Below are 19,651 nucleotides of genomic sequence, written 5' to 3'. Positions count from 1 at the left end.
GCCACGCTTTTGCTTTAAATCGCCAGTTACCTTGTGACCCCGCCGGAGAAGCCGCCCGTATTCATCCCGCCGCGGTTCGCACCGCCGGTAAATCCGTTAGGCGTCGTAGGCGCATACCCGTTCGGCCCGGTCATCGTGCCGGCACGTCCCGGAAAGATCCGGTTGATCATGTTCTCAAAATCAGCAATATATCCTCTCAGCGTATCTCCCGTTCCCCCGTCGCGGGATTGGGTGGCGTAATTCCCGACCTGCGTCACGAAATCGGAGTTGCCCGAAACGTAGACGTTGCGGATATGAGGGGCTGTTCTTTTGACGGTTTCCGATATTTTGTCTTTGAGGCGCTGCGGTACATTGTCCGTCACCTGGCCGGCTTCGGTACCGTTGCCCAACCCGTTAAACGTACCGGTACCGGTTCCCGTTCCGAATCCGCTCATCCGGCCAGCCCCCGATCCGTATCCGCCCATCCCCATACTTCCATATCCTCCGGTCCCCGCCGTTCCAGGCGTACCCGCTCCGTTCATGTCGTTCAATCCCATGTTTCCGTTCGTGCCGCGCATCCCGGTTCCGGTAGTGCCGTCCATCAATCCGTTGCCCCGGGTCATATCGAACAGGCTGCCGGCGGTCCCCGAACGGCCCGTCAATCCCAAAGCCAGGCCATTGTCCCCGGCGCCGCGGGTTCCGTAATCGGCACCGTAAGGCCCGCCCATATTCGCGGTTCCCCGGTTGCCGCCGATACCGGTCGACATGCCCGTGGACATGCCGGTCATGTTGCCGCCAAGGCCGCCGGCGTTACTTGCACCGTGCATTGTAAGCGCCACATACGCATCACGGTCGGTGACTACAACGTGGGCCGTCTGCACGTCCCGAAGCTGGGCTACCTTGTTGCTCAAAGCAGGACTGTATCGGAGCGATTTAATCCGCTCACTCTGACCGTTACCGGCGCTGCGGGAAAAGTTTCGGTTGCCCTCAGGCAGGGAGTTCACGTCAAAGTTGCGCGCATTTTGCTGACGCAGGCCCTGAGTCCGGACATTGTTATTGTCCGTTCGGTTCCCGCAGCCCGTTATCCCCACCATACCGGCGATCATTGCAGCGGATAATGACAAGCTTACGATTTTGGCTCCTCGCATGAAGTCATCCCCTATCCATATAAAATTATGATGAACAGGACTTAGGATGCACCTCCGGGTTCTCCGGAATACAGGTAAACTTACCCGATCTCCTCTGTTGTCCCATGCCAAATTTAACCTTCGTTCATACGATACGTATTATGCGCTCATTCAAGGGAGGCCATGGGAATTGAAGACCGCAGTCGTTACCGGCGGAGCGGGATTTATCGGTTCGCATCTCGTCAACCGGCTAATCCGCCAAAACTTGAAGGTCATTGTCATCGATAACTTAAGCACGGGGCAAAGGAAAAACGTGCCGGAGCAGGCAACGCTTCATGTCGCGGATATCCAAAGCGAACGCACCCGGGAAATCATCCGGGAATCAAAGCCGGATTTGCTGGTCCACCTGGCGGCCCAGATTGATGTCCGGCAATCCATCGACCGGCCGTTTTTCGATGCCGATGTTAATGTGGCCGGCACCTTGAACCTGTTGGAGGCTTGCCGGGAAAACAAGGTGAGCAAGTTCATTTTCGCTTCCACTTCCGGTGTATACGGAGACCTTGCCAAAGAGGTGCTGACCGAACTCGATCCGGTGAAGCCGATTTCTTTTTACGGGCTGTCCAAATGGACCGCGGAACAATACATCAGGCTCTATGACAAATTTTACGGCATCCCCTACACCATCTTGAGGTTTGCCAATGTGTACGGGCCCGGACAAACCATAAAGGGAGAGGGCGGTGTGGTTGCCATATTTATGGACCGGCTTAAAAAAGGGCTTCCTCTTCCCATTTTCGGAGACGGAGAACAAACGAGGGACTTCGTTTATGTTCGGGATGTCGCGGAGGCCATTCTCGCTGCGGCGGAACACGGGTCGCGGGACACCATCCATGTGAGCACCGGAAAAAAGACTTCGCTGAATCAACTGATTGCGTATCTGCATGAGCTGCATCCCGAAGAAGTCGAGGTGCTGTACCAAGCGGGGAAACCGGGAGATATCCGGCACAGCTGCCTATCCAATCTTAAGGCACGCAACGACTTACACTGGAAGCCCTCATACGCGATTGAGGAAGGCCTCGCGGAAACCTACGCGAACTGGCCCGCTTTGCCCTCTTTATAATCCGTAAACATACCAAAAGGCTGACTGTCGCGATTCTGCGGGAGTCAGCCTTTTGGTATCAGCTTACGGGGAATACCGACCCTTGAAGCGAGTACGGCCCTGTAATGATGGCCCTGCTGTCCGGGGAACACGCGGTCAAATAGAAGTGCTGAACCGGGACGCTCCCGGTTTCCGTCACTATCTCCATCGTGTAGGCTTTTTCAAGACAAGTTTCCAGCGTCCGATAGATCACGGAACCATCGTGGGTATCCTTGCGAATCCTCAGCTCGATTTCCCCCTTATCCCATTGAACCGGCTTCTTCCACCCCACATCCAGCCTTAGAGTAACCCGGTCGCCGGGCGAGATGCTCATCAAAGTCACCGAAGTTAACACAATTTCCTCCTTGCCCACCAAAAAGGGCGGAAAGGTTCCGGCTGCCGTCCCTACTTTATGCGTATATTTCAAAGACCGTTCCCCTCCTTCCTTAAAGAATTTGGTCGAGCATACCGATAAAATTCCGGCAGTATACCTCCGCGTTAAACTCCGTCTGCACATGCAGCAACGCGGCCGCTTGGATATTTTGACGAAGCGGGCCGTTATCCATCAGTTCGATGGCTTCCCTGACCGCATGGTCGACATCCCCCAGTTTATAGTTCTTGCCGGTGACATTGTGAACAACGGAGGCAAACACGCCGTCACAATCCGCCGCCAGGACGGGGCACCTGCAGCTCATCGCTTCCAAAATGGCCAACGGGGAGCCTTCCGCTTTCGAGGTAGAGCACAGGAATCCGCCGGAATCTCCGATCTGTGAAAAGTAATGCATCATATGATCATTAGGCACATTGGAGCGGAGGATCAACCGGGGACTCAATTGCAAAAGCTCCACAATGCGGTCGAACTGTCCCCTTTCCTCCGGATTGGCTAAATTGGAATCTTCGAACATCCAAAGCTTGAGCTTGGGATAATGCTTCAGGAGTGAATACCCGATATACAAAAATTCCCGCCAGTTTTTGTTGTCTTCAATTCGACCCAGCCAGGCCATGATCGGCGAATCCATATGACGACCCGCCTGCTCCCGATAAGTGAACCGCTCATAATCAAAGCAGTTGTTAAATTGGAACAACGGGATTGCCGGATACATTTCCTGCAATAAAAAAGCGATATGAGGCGTATTGGGGTTGATCAGGGCGGAAGCATGGGGCTGGATCGACGAAGCTCCCTCCGTCAGCCTGTGACGAGCCAGCTCCGGCGGGCCGTATCCTTGAATTTCCAGCGCCATTTTCCCGTTGTAACCCAATTTTCTGAAACGCTCAAAACAAGTATAGTCCGAAGTCACGACGATAAAGTCATAGTTTCTTGACCGAAGAATATGCGCGGTTTCTTGGTCATCCCGGGTCAAGTAGACCGGAAAATCCTCCAGGCTTTGAAATCCCGCCCCCCAGTCGTAATACAGGCAGTCCGCCTGGATCCCGTTTCGACGCAGGGCGAGGCAACGCTGACGGTTTAAGGAATGGACGCCGCCGCTGGGTACGTAAAAAACGAACAGCACCTTCACCATCCCACCTCCCTGATGTTAAGTTTCCCGTATCGCATCATCCTGAGTAAAGATGGCCACGGTTTCTTGCTGGTTTCGGGCGAACATGGTCAAAGCGGTCGTGTGATAATCCAACGCGTTGGTGACCACGAGGATTTCAAAGGGAGCATATCGGGTCTTGATCGTCGGAATCGTCACGGTATCTCCCTGCCCCAAATGATAAAGCCCACGGTGAATCAGCCCTTGCGGCGCATATCCCAACAGTAAAAATTCAAAGCTGTCCCCTCCCAAATTGGTCAAAGATATGTCAACAGCTTGAATATATCGAGAATCGATTTTTCCGTTTTCCATCGCCTTGATTCTTAAAGTAGACATGCCAGCCCTCCAATGCAGATGTGCTTCTATAAGCCATGTTATGCTTTTCCTCTTCAAAGGGAAGGGCTCCGTCCCGCCCGGGTACAACCTTTTCTTCAGAGGCGTAACTCTTCTTCGGATGCGGGGATTTAATAGAACGACTTCGGAGTGCCAGTGGAAAGTAAACCCCCAGGCTGTCCCTGATGACGGGTTCAGACTGGGGTTTTTCGCTCAAAGATTTAGCGGGTGAGCTCCAAAACCTCCGAATCGTAGAGTGTATACTTTTGTGGAAGATTCTCCAGGATCCGGTTCCACACCGCGGAATCGACCAAAATTTCAGGATGAGCGGAGGGGACCGCAAAAATCCGGTTGTATAGATCGCCGCTTACTTTATGAGAATTGATAGGAGGGCTTGCAGCTTTCTCCGTCCGCTTATGGATAGGTTCAATTAGCGCCAAATGATAGACGGACAGCAGTCTTTGAATCATTTCATTCATCGACCAATGGACATTCCCCCAGGTCTGTGCGTTTCTTCCAAGTTCCCTGCGGAGGGCTTCATTTTCCAGCAGAAGCGACAACTGGGAGGCCAGGTTAGCGGGATCGTTTACCGGCGAGATCAAGCCGGTCTTCCCGTGTTCCACCATCTCCGGCAGTCCCCCTGCGTCCGAAACGCACACCGCCAGTCCCGCCATCTGCGCCTCCATTACCGAAAACGGCTGATTATCCTGGATGCACGAATGGACAAATATATCGGAGATCGCAAGCAGTGCGGGCACATCATCCCGTTCTCCCAGAAAACGGACGTCTTCCCGCAACTGCAGCGCGGCGACTTGCTCCTCCAATTCCTTGCGCTTCTCCCCTTCTCCCACGATCCAGCAAACCCAATCTCTCCGTGCGGACTTCAGGATTCCCAGCGCCGAAATGAGCACGTCGATGCCTTTTACCGCGGTCAGACGCGCCGGAAAAATAATCACTTTCTTTCTTTCGGGGCGTCTGATGGAGGTTCCGCGCATCACACTCTGCCGGAAAGCCTCGGCATCCAGTCCGTATTGAAAGGCGGCGATTCGTGAAGCGGGGACCCAGTATTCATGGATCAACTTGTTTCGCTGCACATGGTTGGCGGTAATCGCCAGATCTCCGGACATCGCTCCATAATGCTCCATGATCTCAAAATACCTCCAGGCCGGCGAGCCTGCATTCACATTCAAATGCGGGTTCTGAATGAAATGGTTTTTTAATTCCGCGGCTACCGACCCATGAAGATGAGCGATCAGGGGAATGTGCGGCGGCTTGACCCTGGCAAGCGCCCTGGCGGAAAATATATCCTGAGTATGAATCACATCGTATTGGTCCAAGCCAAAGTAGGCAGCCGACAGCTCCATCATATAGCGATCCAGCTCATAGAAATCGATGGGACTTTGCGCATGAAGCAAGGGGGCTTTGTTTTTGTCCAGCTTGGCAACCAACAGAGGGCGGAGTTCCGATTTGGAGAGCTCTTTGCCCCGGTTCCAAACATGGTATTTGCTATAATCCGGGCTGTTCCCCATTAAATCGACTTCATGGCCAAGCTCCTCCAGGTGCTGCTTGACCTGCATCATAAATTTCCAGACTCCGCCCACATGCGGGACGAGCCAATAAGTTGCAAGCAGGATTCTCATGCCTTCTCCTTCCCGGGCGATCAGCCTTCCGGCAGAGCGCGACTTAAGTGAATTTATGCGATAGTACAATATATTTCCCACCGTGAACCCACGGTCACGTCATTGGCCTTCCCCGGCGAAAAATCGCAGAAAAAACCGGCCCCCTTGATAGGGACCGGCATAAGAGAAAGTCGGGAATTGGACAAGAGGTTAAGCAGCGGGCTCGGAATAAGCGGCGGCGATCAGACTTTCCGGACCTACGCGAGTCGGCGTAGCCGTCGTGCTATCCACGGAAACAACCGCCTGGTAAATCAGGAATCCATCGGGATTCGGCGGCTGGTAATCGGCTCCGGTAATCGTGAAGGCAAATTGCCCGCCTTCGGCTGTGATATTCGGGAAGCCTTCCGTAACCGTGTAAATCGGCACTGTTCCCAGCGACGAAATCCGGTTAATCGTAATTGTTACATCGGTGGGTGCGGCACTTGCAACGGAGATCGTCACCATGGCGGAGAACTGGATTTCCAGGTCGGGACCCGCGTCGGAAGTATCCAAACCGAGAGTACCGAAAATGGCCGGTGTCGTAGTGACTGCGGTACCGCCCGTTGAGTTGACAGCTACCTTTGCATCGAGAAATTGATTTGGCATTAACATTCTACCTCCTTTCATAATGCTATATTATGCTGATAGAGAGACGATGCTTGGACGACTTTCCGTATAGCGAAAAAGAGGCTGTTTAATAGAATAGATTCGCGATTCCTTCCCTAATTAAACGGAGAACCGCCGGGATCAAGATCCCGGCGGTTCTTTGGGGAATGCGTTAAACAGGGGTCGGCAAGTCGGAATAGGCCACAGCCTGGAAGCTTTCCGGACCAACCCGGTTCGGGATGACGGCCAAGCCCGCTGGAATGCTGACAAAAGCTCGATAGCTAATGAAATCAGCAGCCGGCGGGATGTCGATACCACTAATCGTAATGACATCCGTCGTCAGCAGCAGCGTTCCGACCGGCAACGTTTTGGTGGCCGTATAGACCGTTGTCGAAACACCACCTATAACTCGGTTGATCGTGATCGTTACAGGGACAAGAATGGCGATGGTGGCGCTCAGCGTAACGGTAGCGCTGAAATGGACACGCAGGTTGGGGCCTGCCTCCGACGTGTCCAACCCGAGCGTGCCGAACAGCGCCGGCGTCGTTGACGCCGGTTCTGAAATGGCATTCGCGAACGAAGCGTTCTGAGAAAGCTGACTGTCTACTAAAAAGTTTGGCATTTGTTTTCTACCTCCTTTCTAGTCCTATTCTATGCAGTGTGCTAGAAAAGGGTTGGACGAATTCTCTAAGAATAGCAAAAGGGGCGAAAGGAGGTAGATTAACTTCTTGATTTGATAGACTGCTATATATCCGTTCGTGACAATAGCTGAATTATCGCTTCTCTAAAACGGCTTTGCGTGCTCAAGTACTCCGGCATGACCTTCTCTTGATGCCGCAGCGTCCCCATAGCATCGTGCCAGCGGTAGGCTGTCAGCGTTTCGTTCAAGAACGGAAAGCACGTGCCGCTCTTAATCGCCCTAATCCAAAAATCAAGGTCATGCGTATAAGGAAGCCCTTCGTCAAACAAGCCGATCGCCTGAAACAACTCCTTCTTCACCATCACCGTGCATCCGTTAACAGGATTCGCATTCAAAAAACTGCGGTAGAAATCGGTCATAGCCTTGAAACCCGGAGAAACATGATACTCAGTCACTTTTCCGGCTTGATCGATATAATTAAAATTCGTATGTGAAATTCGTGCGCGCTGCTCTCTCATAAATGCTACTTGACGAGCAACTTTATCCGGGTAGAACAAATCATCCGAGCTGAGCCAGGCGATATATTCGCCTGAAGCATGCCGGATGCCGTGGTTCAGCGCCGTGGCCGTGCCACCATTCGCTTTCCCCAAATAACTGATGGAAGAAAGATAGGGGGCAAGACGGTCGACATGCCGGGTGGAACCGTCATCCACCACGATGATTTCCAAAGGCTTATAAGTTTGGTTCAGCGCGCTCTGTATAGCCTGATCGATATAGGCACAATTGTAGAAAGGAATGACGATGGTAACTACGGGAAGCATCTCATTCTCCTCCTTCCTCCGTATCCCGGCAGTATTGGATTATATCTTCCAGGGAAGTCCGGAGGGAGAAGAGGGGGGCCCATCCTATCCTTTCCAGATACTCCGGCTTGATCGCCTCGGCCGTGGAATCGGCCGTCGGGCTATCCCCCCATTCCACCGCCATCCCGCTGCCTGAAAGGCTTATCATCATGTTCGTCACTTCTTCGAGCGTTCTGGGCTTTCCCGAGCAAACCTGATAGATTTCCCCGCTTGAACCATGAGCCAGCAAAAAGGCATAGGCCCTTACGGCGTCCCGGACATCCAGGAAATCCCTGCGTTCTTGCCGGGAGGAGACGCGAAAAGGGGGATTCCCCCCTCCTCTTTCCTCCTGCGCGATGCGGCCGCCCAGCAGCGAGCAGAAGCCCGTCGAACGGCCGGGGCCCATCAAATTGCCGGGTTCGGCCAGAATGACGTTCTGGCCGAACAGCTCTTTCCAGGACAGCGCGACCAGCTTCTGCAAACTTTTGCTCAGCCCGTAAGGATGGTGGGGACGATAGGAAGAAGAAATCGGCGGCCCGGATAACCGCGATCCCACCAAAAGCGTACGGCAATCGGGATGATCCCGCAGCGCGTCGAGTAAATACAAAACGGGGAGCACGTTGGATTCCATGTAAAGAATCGGGTCTTTCCATGACTCCGGCACGGAATTTTTGCCTCCCAAATGCAAAACGTAATCCGGCCCGATCCGGCTCACCGTTTCCCGAACCTGTTCGGACGATAGCAGGTCGCAGCGGTGGTAGGTGACCCCGCCCTGGTTCGCCTGCCCGGGATCCTCCCGCACCACCGCGGCCACCCTCATGCCTATGGAAGAAAAGTAGCGGCAGGCATGTTGTCCGGTAAATCCCGAGGCGCCCGTGATGAGAATCAGCTTGCCGCGCAGTACTTGCGTTCTCTCATCCATCTCTCCAACTCCTTCAGCATCTCCCGGTAAGGAGGGACTTGGTAGGTCCAATCGGTGCGGGTCGATACCAGCGTCCGATCCTGGACGGGCGTATCGCTTGGAACGACGGTGATATGCTTAAGATTCCAGGTCTCCCGGATCAACAAAAGCAGATCATGCTTGCTGACCGGGGCCGGTTGGGCCAGGTGAATCAGCCCGGAGAGGGACGAATCCATCACCGCATCGACCGCCTTCGCCAGCTCCAGTGTGGTAACCCCGTTCCACATGACACGCGTATACCCGGACACCTCGCCGCTTGAACTCATGAACCAGTTCATGAGCCCGATGCGCCGGGTCCGGATTTCCGGACCGATAATCGAGGTCCGGATCGTTAAATGGCCGGGCGCCCGGATTTCCCCGAGCGCTTTCGTTACGGCATACACGCTGCGGCCGTCCGGCTCATCCTCCTCGTTGTAGGCGCCCCGCGTTCCCTCAAAAACGCAATCGGTGCTGATATGAATCAGCCGGGCGCCCGTCAAGTCCGCCGCCCGCTGCAGGCGGTGCGGCAGAAAACCGTTGATATGGTAGGCGTTGATTTTATCCCGCTCGGCAAACTGGTTGAGCACCCCTACCGCATTAATTACGATATCCGGACGGACGGTTTCGACTACTTTTTCCACCATAAAGCTGTCGGCCGCATCCAGGTAGAGCCCTTGGGGATCCTTCGGATCCCGGCTCGTATAAAACACGTGGTGTCGTCCCTGGCGCCGGAAATAGTCTACCAGCACGTGGCCGGCCATTCCGTTCCCCCCGACAACAAGCAGCTTCATGACAGGAACCCCCCGCGCCGCAAAATGCCCCGGATATCCTCTTTGGACATGAGATTATGCTCCGAGCTGAAGCTGCTGAAAGAAACCGGAGAACAATGGCGGTAATGCTCCCGCAAGCCCGGGATGTTCAGCGTCGGCAAAATGACCAGATAGGCGTCATCGTAAACAACAGTCGTCATACTTTCGAAATCGCTCATCAGAATCTCATGAATTTTCTCCCCGGGCCGAATGCCGCTTTCCGTAATCTTCACACCCAGCACACCCGAATCCTCGATCAGTACCTCCGCCAGGTCCACAATCCGGCAAGTCGGCATCGTCATCACGAAAATCTCGCCGCCGACGCTTTCCACGGAAGCTTTAAACAAGAGCGATATCGCGTCGCGGAGCGTCAGGAAGAAGCGGGTCATTTTCATATCCGTAATCGTGACCTGCCCCTTTTGACGGATCTGACTCTTGAACAGATGGACCACGCTGCCGTTCGTACCGAGCACGTTGCCGCCGCGTACGGTGACAAAGCGGGTTTTGCTGCGGAGCAGGTTGGCGTAAACGATCAGCTTCTCCCCGATCGCTTTGGTCATTCCGTAAAAGTTGGACGGATTCGCCGCCTTATCCGTAGAGATGTAGATCACCTTATCCACTTCATTGGCAATCGCGGCTTCAATCACGTTTTGCGTCCCGATGACATTCGTTTTCAAGGCTTCGTAAGGCTGATCCTCGCACACCGGCACATGCTTCAAGGCCGCGAGATGAAACACGTAATCCACGCCCTGGGAGGCCTGGATGAGCGCCTCTTTGTCGCGAATATCCCCGATGCAGAACTTCAACCGGTCATCTTCAAATTGGCGGCTCATCGCTACTTGAGTGGACTCGTTCCGGGAAAAGACGATCACCTCCCGGGGCTGCTGCGGAAGCAGTTGCGTAATTAACTCATGTCCCCAGGAACCGGTACCCCCGGTTACCAAAATACGTTTATTCTCAAACATGCCGTTTCCCTCCAAGCAGAAATTTAACAACCTTCTCCGACACCTTTTCCGCCAGGTATCCCTCCGGACATTCCCACTTCCGATCCATCTCCGTCATGAGCGCCACCGACCGGGCGATACGCTCGGCATCCAGACCGGAAACGATGTTGCTTCCGCAGTCCACGGTCTCGGGACGTTCGGTCGTCCTGCGCAAGGTGACCGTCGGAACCTGCATGATGCAGCATTCCTCCTGCACCGTGCCGCTGTCGGTCAAAGCGCAGGAAGCCTGCTCCTCCAGCCGGACGAAGTCAAAAAAGCCGAAGGGCTCGTGAAATTCAACGAGCGGATGCATTTCCATCCGCAAATCGCTTGCGATTTTGGAGCGGGTGCGGGGATGGATGCTGCATATAAGCCTCCGCCCGTAAGTCTCGGCCACCTTATTTAAGCCGGACATGATTTCGCGTAAATGCTCCGGCCGATCCACGTTCTCCGCCCGGTGGGTCGTCACCAGGAAGTAGTCGCCGGGCCTGAGGTTCAAAAGCTCCAAAATGTCGCTGCTTGCGATTTTTTTCTCGTAATGGCGCATCACTTCGTAAATCGGATTGCCGGTCAGTACGATGTTTCGGCTCGGATAGCCCTCGGCGATCAAATGGCTTTTGCTTTGGGCTGTATATGGCATATTTATAGAGGAGATCGCATCGATAATTTTCCGGTTCTTCTCCTCCGGCACTTCCAAATCAAAGCAGCGGTTGCCCGCCTCCATATGCACGACAGGATAGCCCATCCGTTCCGCAAGGATGGCGCACAAGGCGCTGTTCGTATCGCCCAGGACCAGCACACGGTCCGGCTGCTCCTGCTGCAAAATGCGTTCCACTTGGGAGAACATCGCCGCCAGTTGCCCGCCGAGCGAAGCCTGGCGGTCCTGCAAAACATAATCGGGCGAACGGAGACCGAGCTGCTCAAAAAAAATACCGCTCAGGCTGGCCGTAAAGTTTTGGCCCGTATGAACCAGAACATGTTTGCTCGCATACCGGTCCAGCAAGGGAATAATCAGGCTTAAGCGGATGATTTCCGGACGCGTCCCCAGGATCGTCAAGACCTTCACCTTAATTCCCACCCCCTGAAGTTAAATGGTTTAGTCTGCCTTTACGGTTACCTTTTGGCCGACGCTTTGCGCCGGGAACGCCGCCGCCTCACCGCGCGGCGGCTCCGTCGCGGTTTTCGTCTTGCCCTCCGGATTGCGGAGGAACGGGCCCTTCTCCTTCGCAGCCATCCGGCGCGTCTCCCCCTCCGGCGCCGCCGATTTCGCGGCGCCGGCTCCGGTGCTGACGGTACGGGCCCGATCGGCTCAGGCAAAGGCGGAGAATCCTCCGGAGCAGTATATAAAACTTCCTCGATCGGAACGATTTGCCCGGAGAGGGTCGAAATATGTCCCAATATGCTGAGCAACCGGTTCTCATAAGCCACCGAGCCGAATATCGACTCCACTCGCCTTTGATTTTCCAAACCGACTTGCTGCAATGCATCCGGCAGTTCCAGCAGTTCCGAAATCTTGGCCGTTAACCCTTCTTTATCCCCGGTCGGTACAAGGTACCGCTCATTTCCCGTAAATTGGAGAATTTCCCGAAGCCCTCCGGAGGCATAAGCCACCACCGGTTTGCCGAAGATCATCGCTTCCATCGCCGTCATACCGAACCCTTCGCTGAGCAGGCTCGGGATGACCACGATATCCATCGCGGAATAGGCTCCTTCGATATCCTTCTCGTAATCAATGAAGATAAACTGAGCGCTCCGTCCCGAATCGGCGGCGGTCTTCCGGAGGGAGACGTAGTAGGTCCGGTCCACCTCGCCTCCGATTACGACAAAATACAACTCCGGGTGAAGCTTCGCCAGCCGCGACGCCGCTTCGACGAAATGATCCGCACCTTTCTCGGCGATCAGAAACGAAGAGATATAGCCGATCACCTTCGCATCGGCGGAGATGCCCCAAGCCTTCCGTTTGGCCAGCCGTTTGAGGGGCCATTGGTCCGGATGGAACTCCTCTCCCCAGGAGGGGTACAGCAGACTTACTTTGGATTCCGCGGGCTTACCTTGAAAAGGGCGGACCGCGGTTTCCGAAATCCCGATAATCCAGTCGCTGTATCGATCGATAATCGCCACGGCCCCATCCGTATGGGCATTCTCCCGGATGATCTCCGTAATGTGCCAGATGACCGGGATTCCCTGGGATTTTGCGGCCATCGTCGGCACAATGTTCACGCTCGTATTGACGAACACGTAAGCGGGAGCTTCCTGAACGAGCAGGCCCGCCAGTCCCGCCGTGGCCGGATGGCTCTTCAATCGCTGGGCATCCCGGTTCAGAAGGGCGTCGGGGGCGCACATGGTATAAAGCATAGGCGTCTCATAATAAAGGACCCGGATGCCGTATTCCCCGGCGAGTTTTGACAAGATACCCTCCTGCGGAACTACGATGACGCAATCGAAATGGAGCGACAGCTTCCTGGCCAGAAACAAGAGCAGTTTTTCCGCGCCCGTAATACTCCGGGTATTGCATACATGTGAAAAAAGCATCAGCTTTTTTCGTTCCGACATCTTCGATCACCTCTGAATCGTTGTGAGGATCTGCCGCCCCCTGATCAGGTCCGTCTTCGCGCAAAGTTACCCGAAGATTATGCGAAGCATCTCGTCGATCCGGTTGCCGTACGTGTGCTCCCGATACGTTCGCTCCAGGGCCCGGAGGGCGATTTCCTGTCTCTCCTTTTCATGGGTCAGGTAAAAATCCACTTTCTCAAGCAGTTCTTGCGGCGACGTGAACGTCTCGATTTCCACGCCGGGCACATAGAAGGAGGCCAGATCGTCCCGGGCATCCACCATTTGCAGCGTCGCGCAAGCCGATATTTCAAAGGTTCGGGGATTCGGAGATACCGCGGTAATGCCGGCCGCGTTCTTATTCGTATCATCTTCAAAAGGAGAGCGATGGAGATTGATCATGATTTTCGTGCTGCCATATACTCCCGACGTCTCTAACGGCCCCATCCATTTGCCAAGCTCGATCCGGTCGGAATACGCTTCGTATTCCGGAAGACGGTCCCACCAGATCCCGTTGATATTCAACCCCCGATCCATCAGCGGCCCGATGATCGGCTGAAAGAAGTTCACCCGGTTCCAATAAGCGGAGCCGATGAAGCCGACGTTCCGAGTATCGGGCACCCGCGTTACAATCGGCCGGTAATGATCGGGAAACGCTCCAAACGGCAAATAATGTACATTAGGGCATCCCATGGAGCGGTATAAGTCGATACAGTTGCGTTCCAGGGTGAACACATAATCATAATGGGGAGCCATCGAAAAAGTGATGTCGGTGTAATATGGATCGTCGGTCATCCATACGGCCGTCCGGATGCCGAGCGAACGCACCTGATCGATTTGCTCCAGCGATTGCTCCATTCCGTCCAGGACGAGCACCAGATCCGGCCGGGTTGAAGCCGCAAGCTCGGGCAGGGGAACGCCCGAATCGCAGATGATCGTCTCCGCGGTCAGCTGGCGCAGAGTGGATATTACGGCCTCATCGATCGGCGAGTAAGGAAAGCCCTTGCCGGAACCGACATATAGCACTCGGACCGGACGGAACGGAAATTGCGGTTTGACCTTCTCCACAATCGCATTGGAGCGCCCCCGCAAGTATCCTTCGAAGTATCCGTCTCTCAACCCGTTTTGTCTTCCCCGCTCCTGGGAGGTCAGAAGTTCCCCGCCCGCAGGCGAATAAACTATTGTGGTCATTTCGTCACTCCTTCTGTTATTTTTGCCAAAGCTTCCGCCCTCAGGCTAGCACCGCCCCGAGCAGCCGGTGGAGGCGGTCGGTGAACGTATGATATCTTCTCGTCGTCCAGAGAGACCGCCAAGCGATCTGAAGCCGTTCGTGCTCGTGGGTCAAATAGTACTCGATTTTGTTCCGAAGTTCGTCCGCGTCCTGAAACGTCTCGATGTCATATCCGGGCCGGTAATAGGTGGTCAGATCCTGGCGGATATCGGTGATCTGAAGCGTTCCGCATCCGCTGATCTCATAGGTTCTTGGATTGATTGAGGAACCCGGCACATTGTGGGAGTTGCGGTTGTCGTGACCGGCGTCGGTTGGCCGGTGCATATTGATCACGATCTTGGCTCCGTTATAGAACGACACCGTTTCTTCCACGGGAATCCACCCGTTGCGAATAAAAGGAGACAGCGGCTCATAATTAGGAAGACGATCCCAATGTCCTCCGGCGATCAATACTCTCTTGCCCTGCAAGTACGGCGCCAATTGGTCAAACAGCTCCACCCGGTTCCAAAACGCGTTGCCGATAAAACAGATGTCATACTGATGCTCCCGGGAAACCTGCAAGGGGCGAAAGAGTGCAGGGTCCGCGGCGAGCGGCAGATAGTGCACGTGCCCGCACCCGGCTTTCCGGTATAACGGGACGCACTCCAGTTCGTGGGTGAATACGGCGTCGTAATATTGCGACAGACGTACCGTATCTTCGGTGAAATAAGGATCGTCCACGAACCAAACCGCCGTCCGGATCCCCATTTGACGAATTTGCACAATCTGATCGGCATGGTTCTCCGGGAATACATGCAGCGCGTTCATGACAAGCACCAGATCGGGACGGTGGCTGGCGGCGGCCTGAAGCATCGTATCGGGGGAAGCCACTATGCATTCTTCCGTAATCGTTCGAAGCGCCTCGGCCACACCACCGTCGATCGCATCAAACCCTTGCTGAACATAGAGCACGCGGAGGTTCCGTTTGAGAATGGGGGAATACGGAATGCGGGCGAGAACCGCCTTGCATCCCCCGAAGCGGTAGCCTTCGGTATAACCGGCCCGGTATTCGTCTCCGGATCTCTCATCCATTACGTTGTTCAAGGCATTCATCCTATCCTTTTTTATTTCCTGGGTCCCTATAAATATATGCTCCACGGACACGTGCATCATGGACGACTACCCGGTAGCCTGAGAAATTGGCGAATGCCTGAATAGGCCAAAAATAAAGAACCCCCTATCCCGAAATGATCGGAATAGAGGGCTCCCTGACGGAACGCTGCCGATAGCCGGACTAAACGCGCTCGGTATAAGCCAGCGTATGCCCGTCTTCATATCCTTTGGCAAAGCCGGAATTGAATCCTTCCTGGTACGCTTCGTTGTAGGCCTGTTCATAAGCGGCCGGATCTTCCGGAACGGCGGTCGGCGTCGGCGGGGGCGGTTCCGGAGCGGCGGGCACGCTCTGGGGCAATGGCTGCTCCGGAACGGGCGGAAGTGCGACAGGAGCGGGGGCGGGAGCGGGAGCCGAATACTGGCGGCGTTTGCGCCGAAGCTGTCTTTTGCGTACCCGCTGCAGGCCAAGCCTCCGGCTGCGCCGCACAAGCCGTTTACGCTTGGGCACCCGTCCCTTAACCAGCTTTCTTGTTTTAAGCCGGCGTCTCCGCCGCAATTTCGTCATCGTTGTCATGTTTTCACTGATCCTCCTGTTCTCCTCGGGTAGCGGATGCTGCTGGATAGCACAAGTTCATAATCCATGGCGATGAAGGAGTTCCGTAATTTACCCGATGCACGCGGATGCCGCATACCGTCCGCGCCATCGCGTCTTGGTATTTTGCCAGAATGGAGATATTGGCGGCCAAATGCCGGGCCGTTTCCCCGGAGTGGACGGAGACATCGGCCAAGCTATCCAGAATGCGGGCCATCGCCATCTGGCTTTTCGCAATCGACTCGATTAATTTGAGTTTCACTGCTTCTTCTTCCTGAAGGTTCCAGGTCATTTGTCCGAATCCTCCAGGTCAAAGTTGCCGCTGAACAAGCCGCCAAAACCGCCTTCGTCCCCCCCGGATTCCTCTTCTTCCGGAGGAAGAACCGTCTTTAAATTGCTGCACAATCCGTTCTGCAGCTTGGTGAGCCCCTCGATCACCTCCACGAGCTGTTCATGGACATCCAGCGGGTCGGATAACTGCTTCTCATGCGTTTCGAAGCTGTGCGCGTGCACATGATTCAATATCCAGTTGCGAACCTTCTCCGCCTCCACCGCCTTCGCTTCCAAAATCATCGCGACATTCCACTGGATTTTGGAGGCGGCGTCCAGTATTTGCAAATACGCCTGTTCTCTGCTCATCCCATCATCCCCGCAATCCTCATCCTACTCTTCCTCCTGCCCCCGAATCTCCTTCAGAACGAGGCCGAGATTTTCGGCCATGGCCTCCTGAAGATCCGCAATGGCATTCAAATAGGAGATCACGCTCTTGTTTACGCGACCCGTATTTTCCAGCAAGCCCGGCGTTCCATCGAAAGCCGGTTCCCCATCAGGAATGGCATGCACAATCTGAGCCATGCGGACGGCGACTTCCCGTTCGGCATCGATGATTCGCGCCATTTGCTGGTGGGAATTTGACATATGAACGATGATCTCCGATATTTTTTGCTCCATCCTGATTCCTCCAACTAAGAGCTCGGATTTCCCCGCAGGAACCATGACCTTCCGCCGGTACGATCCTTTTTTAACATATGCCGAAAAGAACGGGGCCGTTCCTTCGCCCTTCTGGGTTACAGCACATCCGATGCCAGAACGACGGGAGGCAAAACCGGATGGCCTTCGGGTAACTCGGACAACCCGGGGCCGGTAACCGGTGAAGGCGAAGACGGCAGCGGCAGCCCCCAGACCCGGCTGGTATAGGCCGAAACTATTTCCCGGCGCGTTCCCCGGTCGTTTATATAGAGTCGCTCTTCCGCATCCTGAAATACCGCCAGTTGCTCCCTTTGCTTCCGCTGCAAGCCAAACAGTTCCTCCGGGGTTGAAATTTCGGGCCCGACGGGAATCTGCAGCAGATCAACGACGGACAACCGCACGGCCTGCTCTCGGATGCTCCCTGTCATCAATTGCGGGGCCAGAAGTCTGCGGGTACCGGCTTCAAGCCAGTAAATCCGTCCCGTAGCGCTCCGGACCCAGCAGAATGGCGGATAAAAATCGGGCATGCGCAGGAAACTTCCGCCTGACCTCAGCCCCTCTTCCCGGCTTGACAAATACGCATGGATTCGGCCCCACTTTTCCTCGAAAAAACCGCCGTTCTTGACGTTCACCTCGGCAAACTTCCGTTCGCCCAGTTCCTTCATCGTCATGCTCCCATAGTGGTGAACGAAGGTGTCCCCGGCGATTTTCAGCTTTTTCCCTTGAAGCCGCAGCCGGAGAATCCAGTCGTCGTCCTCGAAATTACCGAGTTCATAACCCTCGTCAAAATACCCGATTTGTTCAAAAGTACTCCGCGGAAAAAGCAGGCAAAATCCAACTAGCCGGTCCGCATCACGCCACTTTCCCGGATCGCTCCGGTTATGGGCGGCCGCGAAGGCGCGCATTCCCGTGATATCGCCGTACGCCGTCTCAATCTGCTGTTCGCCGCTAATGTAATTTGTAACCGGACCGACGGCGGCGGCATCCGGGGATTCCCGCAGGCATCTTAACAGTTGGACGATCCATCGCTCCGTAACCAGCACATCATTGTTCAGCAGAACCAGATAGCGCCCCTTGGCCATCATCAGGCCGATATTGACCGCGCGGGCAAATCCCAGGTTGGCCTGGTTAACGGCAAGGCGAAGCGGACCGCGCCGCCTCCGCAGTTCCTCCGCCGTACCGTCCCGTGACCCGTTATCAACGACGATAAGCTCGTAGGGGTAATCGGTAAACGCCTCGATGCTGTCCAGGCATTCCAGCAGCATTTCTTTCTTGTTGAAAGTGGGGATAATGATGCTGACCCCGTCAAAACGCTCGCCGAAGCCTTGCCTCCCTGCCGCGACCCCTTTGGCGTACCCCGCTTCATATCCTCTGTGAAAATCAGCCTGTCGATCCGGCATCCGGCCCTCCACCTCCATTCATCAATTCAACGGGACCTCCCCGCTCACGAGTTTGTCGGCCAGATGGCCGAAATCCAGCGCGGTCTTTCCACACTCGGCGGCGATGCCGACGCACACGCTCACGGCGGCGATGCCGGCGGCCACGAGGGCAAGATCGAATTCGATCCCCGCCGCCTGACTGACGACCCGGTTTGCGTCATGGACCCCGTTGACCGGGGAGATCACGCCACTGATCCGGAAGCCTTCGCCCGACAGCCGCTCGGCCAAAGCCGGCGCGGTGTTGCCGACGAGGAGCAAGCCGCGCCCGGCAATCAGTCTTCGGAGCCAGCCTTCCTCATTCAGCGCATAATTGATCGTTGATGACGTCATCATCAGCGTTCGATAATTCAGGCCGTAATGCCGGAGAACCGGAAACAGCAGACCTTGAAAAAAAGGGTGCCTCGACTCCGGCACACCGATCACATCGGCTCGGCGCAGCGCGCCGGCAAGCGCCTCCCGAGCCGCAGGATCCGGCAAATGAACCCCGGCATAGGGGAGAAACGAACCGTACCGCTTGACCAGTTCGGCCGGGAGGACGGTATCGTGAGCCAATGTGAGCAGTTCTCCGTCGCCCAAGCGGACGAGGGAAAGCGGTTTTCGCGCGAGCAAAGCCCGATCGAAGGCGTCATACACTTCGGAAGGTGATTTGAGCCGTACCAACAAGGAAGACAGCGCTCCCAGCCCCGCGTAAATTACGTCATCCAGTCCAAGCTCGGGCAGGATCATATGACGGGGAAGCTGACGTCCCACCCGCGCTTCGCCGCCGTCGAACAGTCCCTGACGGTAACCTTCATCATAGGCTTCGGCCCTGACCGACTCCAGCAGGGCAAACTTCTTGCCGTTAGCCGATGCGGAAGACCCGTCCGGCGGCAGGCCGGCGGTTATGCCGGAGGGCGGATCGGAGGGCGGTGGCGGCCCGGCGCCGCCAGCTCCTGCTCCCCCCTCGCGGTTTGCCGCTTCCGTTAAAGCGCCGCCCTCCTGCTCTTTCCTCCGGCCCCAGGCCCCGCTTCCTTGCCGCGAGCCGGCCCGGAGACTCCCGTTCCGGTTCCGTCCGGACCTGCGGCTTGCGGCGCGGCGATGTTTGCGCCACGCTGCGGTCAGGCCGGGCTTCCTTCGTCCCGGGCGGCGCCGCGAGCCGAGCCTGGGTAGCCCCCTGGGGTGTCTGGCTCGCATCCACATCCTCCTCCCTTCCTT

Annotated in this window: 22 protein-coding genes; 1 reads left to right on the top strand and 21 read right to left on the bottom strand. The window is 55.6% G+C overall.

Annotation, left to right across the window (positions count from 1 at the left end):
- Positions 1-26 precede the first annotated feature (26 nt).
- Positions 27-1,127: a YhcN/YlaJ family sporulation lipoprotein gene (locus tag V4U84_RS23790; RefSeq protein ID WP_334075749.1), complete on the bottom strand. Its 1,101-nt coding sequence runs from the start codon at positions 1,125-1,127 to the stop codon at positions 27-29.
- Between the two features lie 169 nt (positions 1,128-1,296).
- Between V4U84_RS23790 and V4U84_RS23785 the strand changes: the two genes are divergently transcribed.
- Positions 1,297-2,223 carry an NAD-dependent epimerase/dehydratase family protein gene (locus tag V4U84_RS23785; protein ID WP_334075750.1) on the top strand — a complete coding sequence of 309 codons (927 nt, stop codon included), beginning with the start codon at positions 1,297-1,299 and terminating at the stop codon, positions 2,221-2,223.
- A gap of 58 nt (positions 2,224-2,281) precedes the next feature.
- Here the strand turns inward: V4U84_RS23785 and V4U84_RS23780 are convergent, their stop codons facing one another.
- The 20 genes from V4U84_RS23780 to V4U84_RS23685 all read right to left on the bottom strand — a co-directional run bounded on the left by V4U84_RS23780 (position 2,282) and on the right by V4U84_RS23685 (position 19,630).
- Positions 2,282-2,668 carry a hypothetical protein gene (locus V4U84_RS23780; RefSeq protein ID WP_334075751.1) on the bottom strand — a complete coding sequence of 129 codons (387 nt, stop codon included), beginning with the start codon at positions 2,666-2,668 and terminating at the stop codon, positions 2,282-2,284.
- 19 nt (positions 2,669-2,687) lie between these two features.
- Complete coding sequence (locus V4U84_RS23775) at positions 2,688-3,761, bottom strand: glycosyltransferase family 4 protein (RefSeq protein ID WP_334075752.1); 1,074 nt, start codon at positions 3,759-3,761, stop codon at positions 2,688-2,690.
- A 15-nt stretch (positions 3,762-3,776) separates the two neighbouring features.
- Entirely contained in the window at positions 3,777-4,112 is a 336-nt protein-coding gene (locus V4U84_RS23770) for a hypothetical protein (protein WP_334075753.1), read from the bottom strand.
- Positions 4,113-4,330: 218 nt separating this feature from the next.
- Complete coding sequence (locus V4U84_RS23765; protein ID WP_334075754.1) at positions 4,331-5,818, bottom strand: glycosyltransferase family 4 protein; 1,488 nt, start codon at positions 5,816-5,818, stop codon at positions 4,331-4,333.
- 120 nt (positions 5,819-5,938) lie between these two features.
- Positions 5,939-6,373 (bottom strand): hypothetical protein, encoded by a 435-nt coding sequence (locus V4U84_RS23760; protein ID WP_334075755.1) that lies wholly within the window; start codon positions 6,371-6,373, stop codon positions 5,939-5,941.
- A gap of 172 nt (positions 6,374-6,545) precedes the next feature.
- Positions 6,546-6,995, bottom strand: a complete 450-nt coding sequence (locus tag V4U84_RS23755) for a hypothetical protein (protein WP_334075756.1) — start codon at positions 6,993-6,995, stop codon at positions 6,546-6,548.
- A 122-nt stretch (positions 6,996-7,117) separates the two neighbouring features.
- Positions 7,118-7,834 carry a glycosyltransferase gene (locus V4U84_RS23750; protein ID WP_334075757.1) on the bottom strand — a complete coding sequence of 239 codons (717 nt, stop codon included), beginning with the start codon at positions 7,832-7,834 and terminating at the stop codon, positions 7,118-7,120.
- A 1-nt stretch (position 7,835) separates the two neighbouring features.
- A complete protein-coding gene (locus tag V4U84_RS23745; RefSeq protein ID WP_334075758.1) occupies positions 7,836-8,774 on the bottom strand; it encodes an NAD-dependent epimerase/dehydratase family protein in 939 nt (312 codons plus the stop codon).
- Entirely contained in the window at positions 8,738-9,583 is an 846-nt protein-coding gene (locus V4U84_RS23740; RefSeq protein WP_334075759.1) for a dTDP-4-dehydrorhamnose reductase family protein, read from the bottom strand. Before V4U84_RS23740 ends, V4U84_RS23745 begins: the two co-directional genes overlap by 37 nt.
- Positions 9,580-10,566: a polysaccharide biosynthesis protein gene (locus V4U84_RS23735; protein ID WP_334075760.1), complete on the bottom strand. Its 987-nt coding sequence runs from the start codon at positions 10,564-10,566 to the stop codon at positions 9,580-9,582. The genes V4U84_RS23740 and V4U84_RS23735 overlap by 4 nt, the downstream gene beginning before the upstream one ends.
- Positions 10,559-11,650 carry a non-hydrolyzing UDP-N-acetylglucosamine 2-epimerase gene (gene wecB, locus V4U84_RS23730; protein ID WP_334075761.1) on the bottom strand — a complete coding sequence of 364 codons (1,092 nt, stop codon included), beginning with the start codon at positions 11,648-11,650 and terminating at the stop codon, positions 10,559-10,561. The genes V4U84_RS23735 and wecB overlap by 8 nt, the downstream gene beginning before the upstream one ends.
- A 47-nt stretch (positions 11,651-11,697) precedes the next feature.
- A complete protein-coding gene (locus tag V4U84_RS23725) occupies positions 11,698-13,137 on the bottom strand; it encodes a glycosyltransferase family 4 protein (RefSeq protein WP_334075762.1) in 1,440 nt (479 codons plus the stop codon).
- A gap of 66 nt (positions 13,138-13,203) precedes the next feature.
- Positions 13,204-14,325 carry a CgeB family protein gene (locus V4U84_RS23720; RefSeq protein WP_334075763.1) on the bottom strand — a complete coding sequence of 374 codons (1,122 nt, stop codon included), beginning with the start codon at positions 14,323-14,325 and terminating at the stop codon, positions 13,204-13,206.
- 40 nt (positions 14,326-14,365) lie between these two features.
- Entirely contained in the window at positions 14,366-15,448 is a 1,083-nt protein-coding gene (locus tag V4U84_RS23715; protein ID WP_334075764.1) for a CgeB family protein, read from the bottom strand.
- Between the two features lie 190 nt (positions 15,449-15,638).
- Complete coding sequence (locus V4U84_RS23710) at positions 15,639-16,031, bottom strand: hypothetical protein (RefSeq protein ID WP_334075765.1); 393 nt, start codon at positions 16,029-16,031, stop codon at positions 15,639-15,641.
- A 4-nt stretch (positions 16,032-16,035) separates the two neighbouring features.
- Positions 16,036-16,341 carry a hypothetical protein gene (locus tag V4U84_RS23705; RefSeq protein ID WP_334075766.1) on the bottom strand — a complete coding sequence of 102 codons (306 nt, stop codon included), beginning with the start codon at positions 16,339-16,341 and terminating at the stop codon, positions 16,036-16,038.
- Positions 16,338-16,688, bottom strand: a complete 351-nt coding sequence (locus tag V4U84_RS23700) for an alpha-helical endospore appendage domain-containing protein (protein WP_334075767.1) — start codon at positions 16,686-16,688, stop codon at positions 16,338-16,340. The genes V4U84_RS23705 and V4U84_RS23700 overlap by 4 nt, the downstream gene beginning before the upstream one ends.
- A gap of 24 nt (positions 16,689-16,712) precedes the next feature.
- Positions 16,713-17,000, bottom strand: coding sequence for a nucleoside-diphosphate sugar epimerase (locus V4U84_RS23695; RefSeq protein ID WP_334075768.1), 288 nt, complete (start codon positions 16,998-17,000; stop codon positions 16,713-16,715).
- 116 nt (positions 17,001-17,116) lie between these two features.
- Positions 17,117-18,418, bottom strand: a complete 1,302-nt coding sequence (locus tag V4U84_RS23690) for a glycosyltransferase family 2 protein (protein WP_334075769.1) — start codon at positions 18,416-18,418, stop codon at positions 17,117-17,119.
- 21 nt (positions 18,419-18,439) lie between these two features.
- Positions 18,440-19,630 carry a GT-D fold domain-containing protein gene (locus V4U84_RS23685; protein WP_334075770.1) on the bottom strand — a complete coding sequence of 397 codons (1,191 nt, stop codon included), beginning with the start codon at positions 19,628-19,630 and terminating at the stop codon, positions 18,440-18,442.
- Between the last annotated feature and the right edge of the window lie 21 nt (positions 19,631-19,651).

The sequence above is a fragment of the Paenibacillus sanfengchensis genome (assembly GCF_036864765.1).
Classification (GTDB): domain Bacteria; phylum Bacillota; class Bacilli; order Paenibacillales; family Paenibacillaceae; genus Fontibacillus; species Fontibacillus sanfengchensis.
This window is presented reverse-complemented; position numbering and strand designations above follow the sequence as displayed.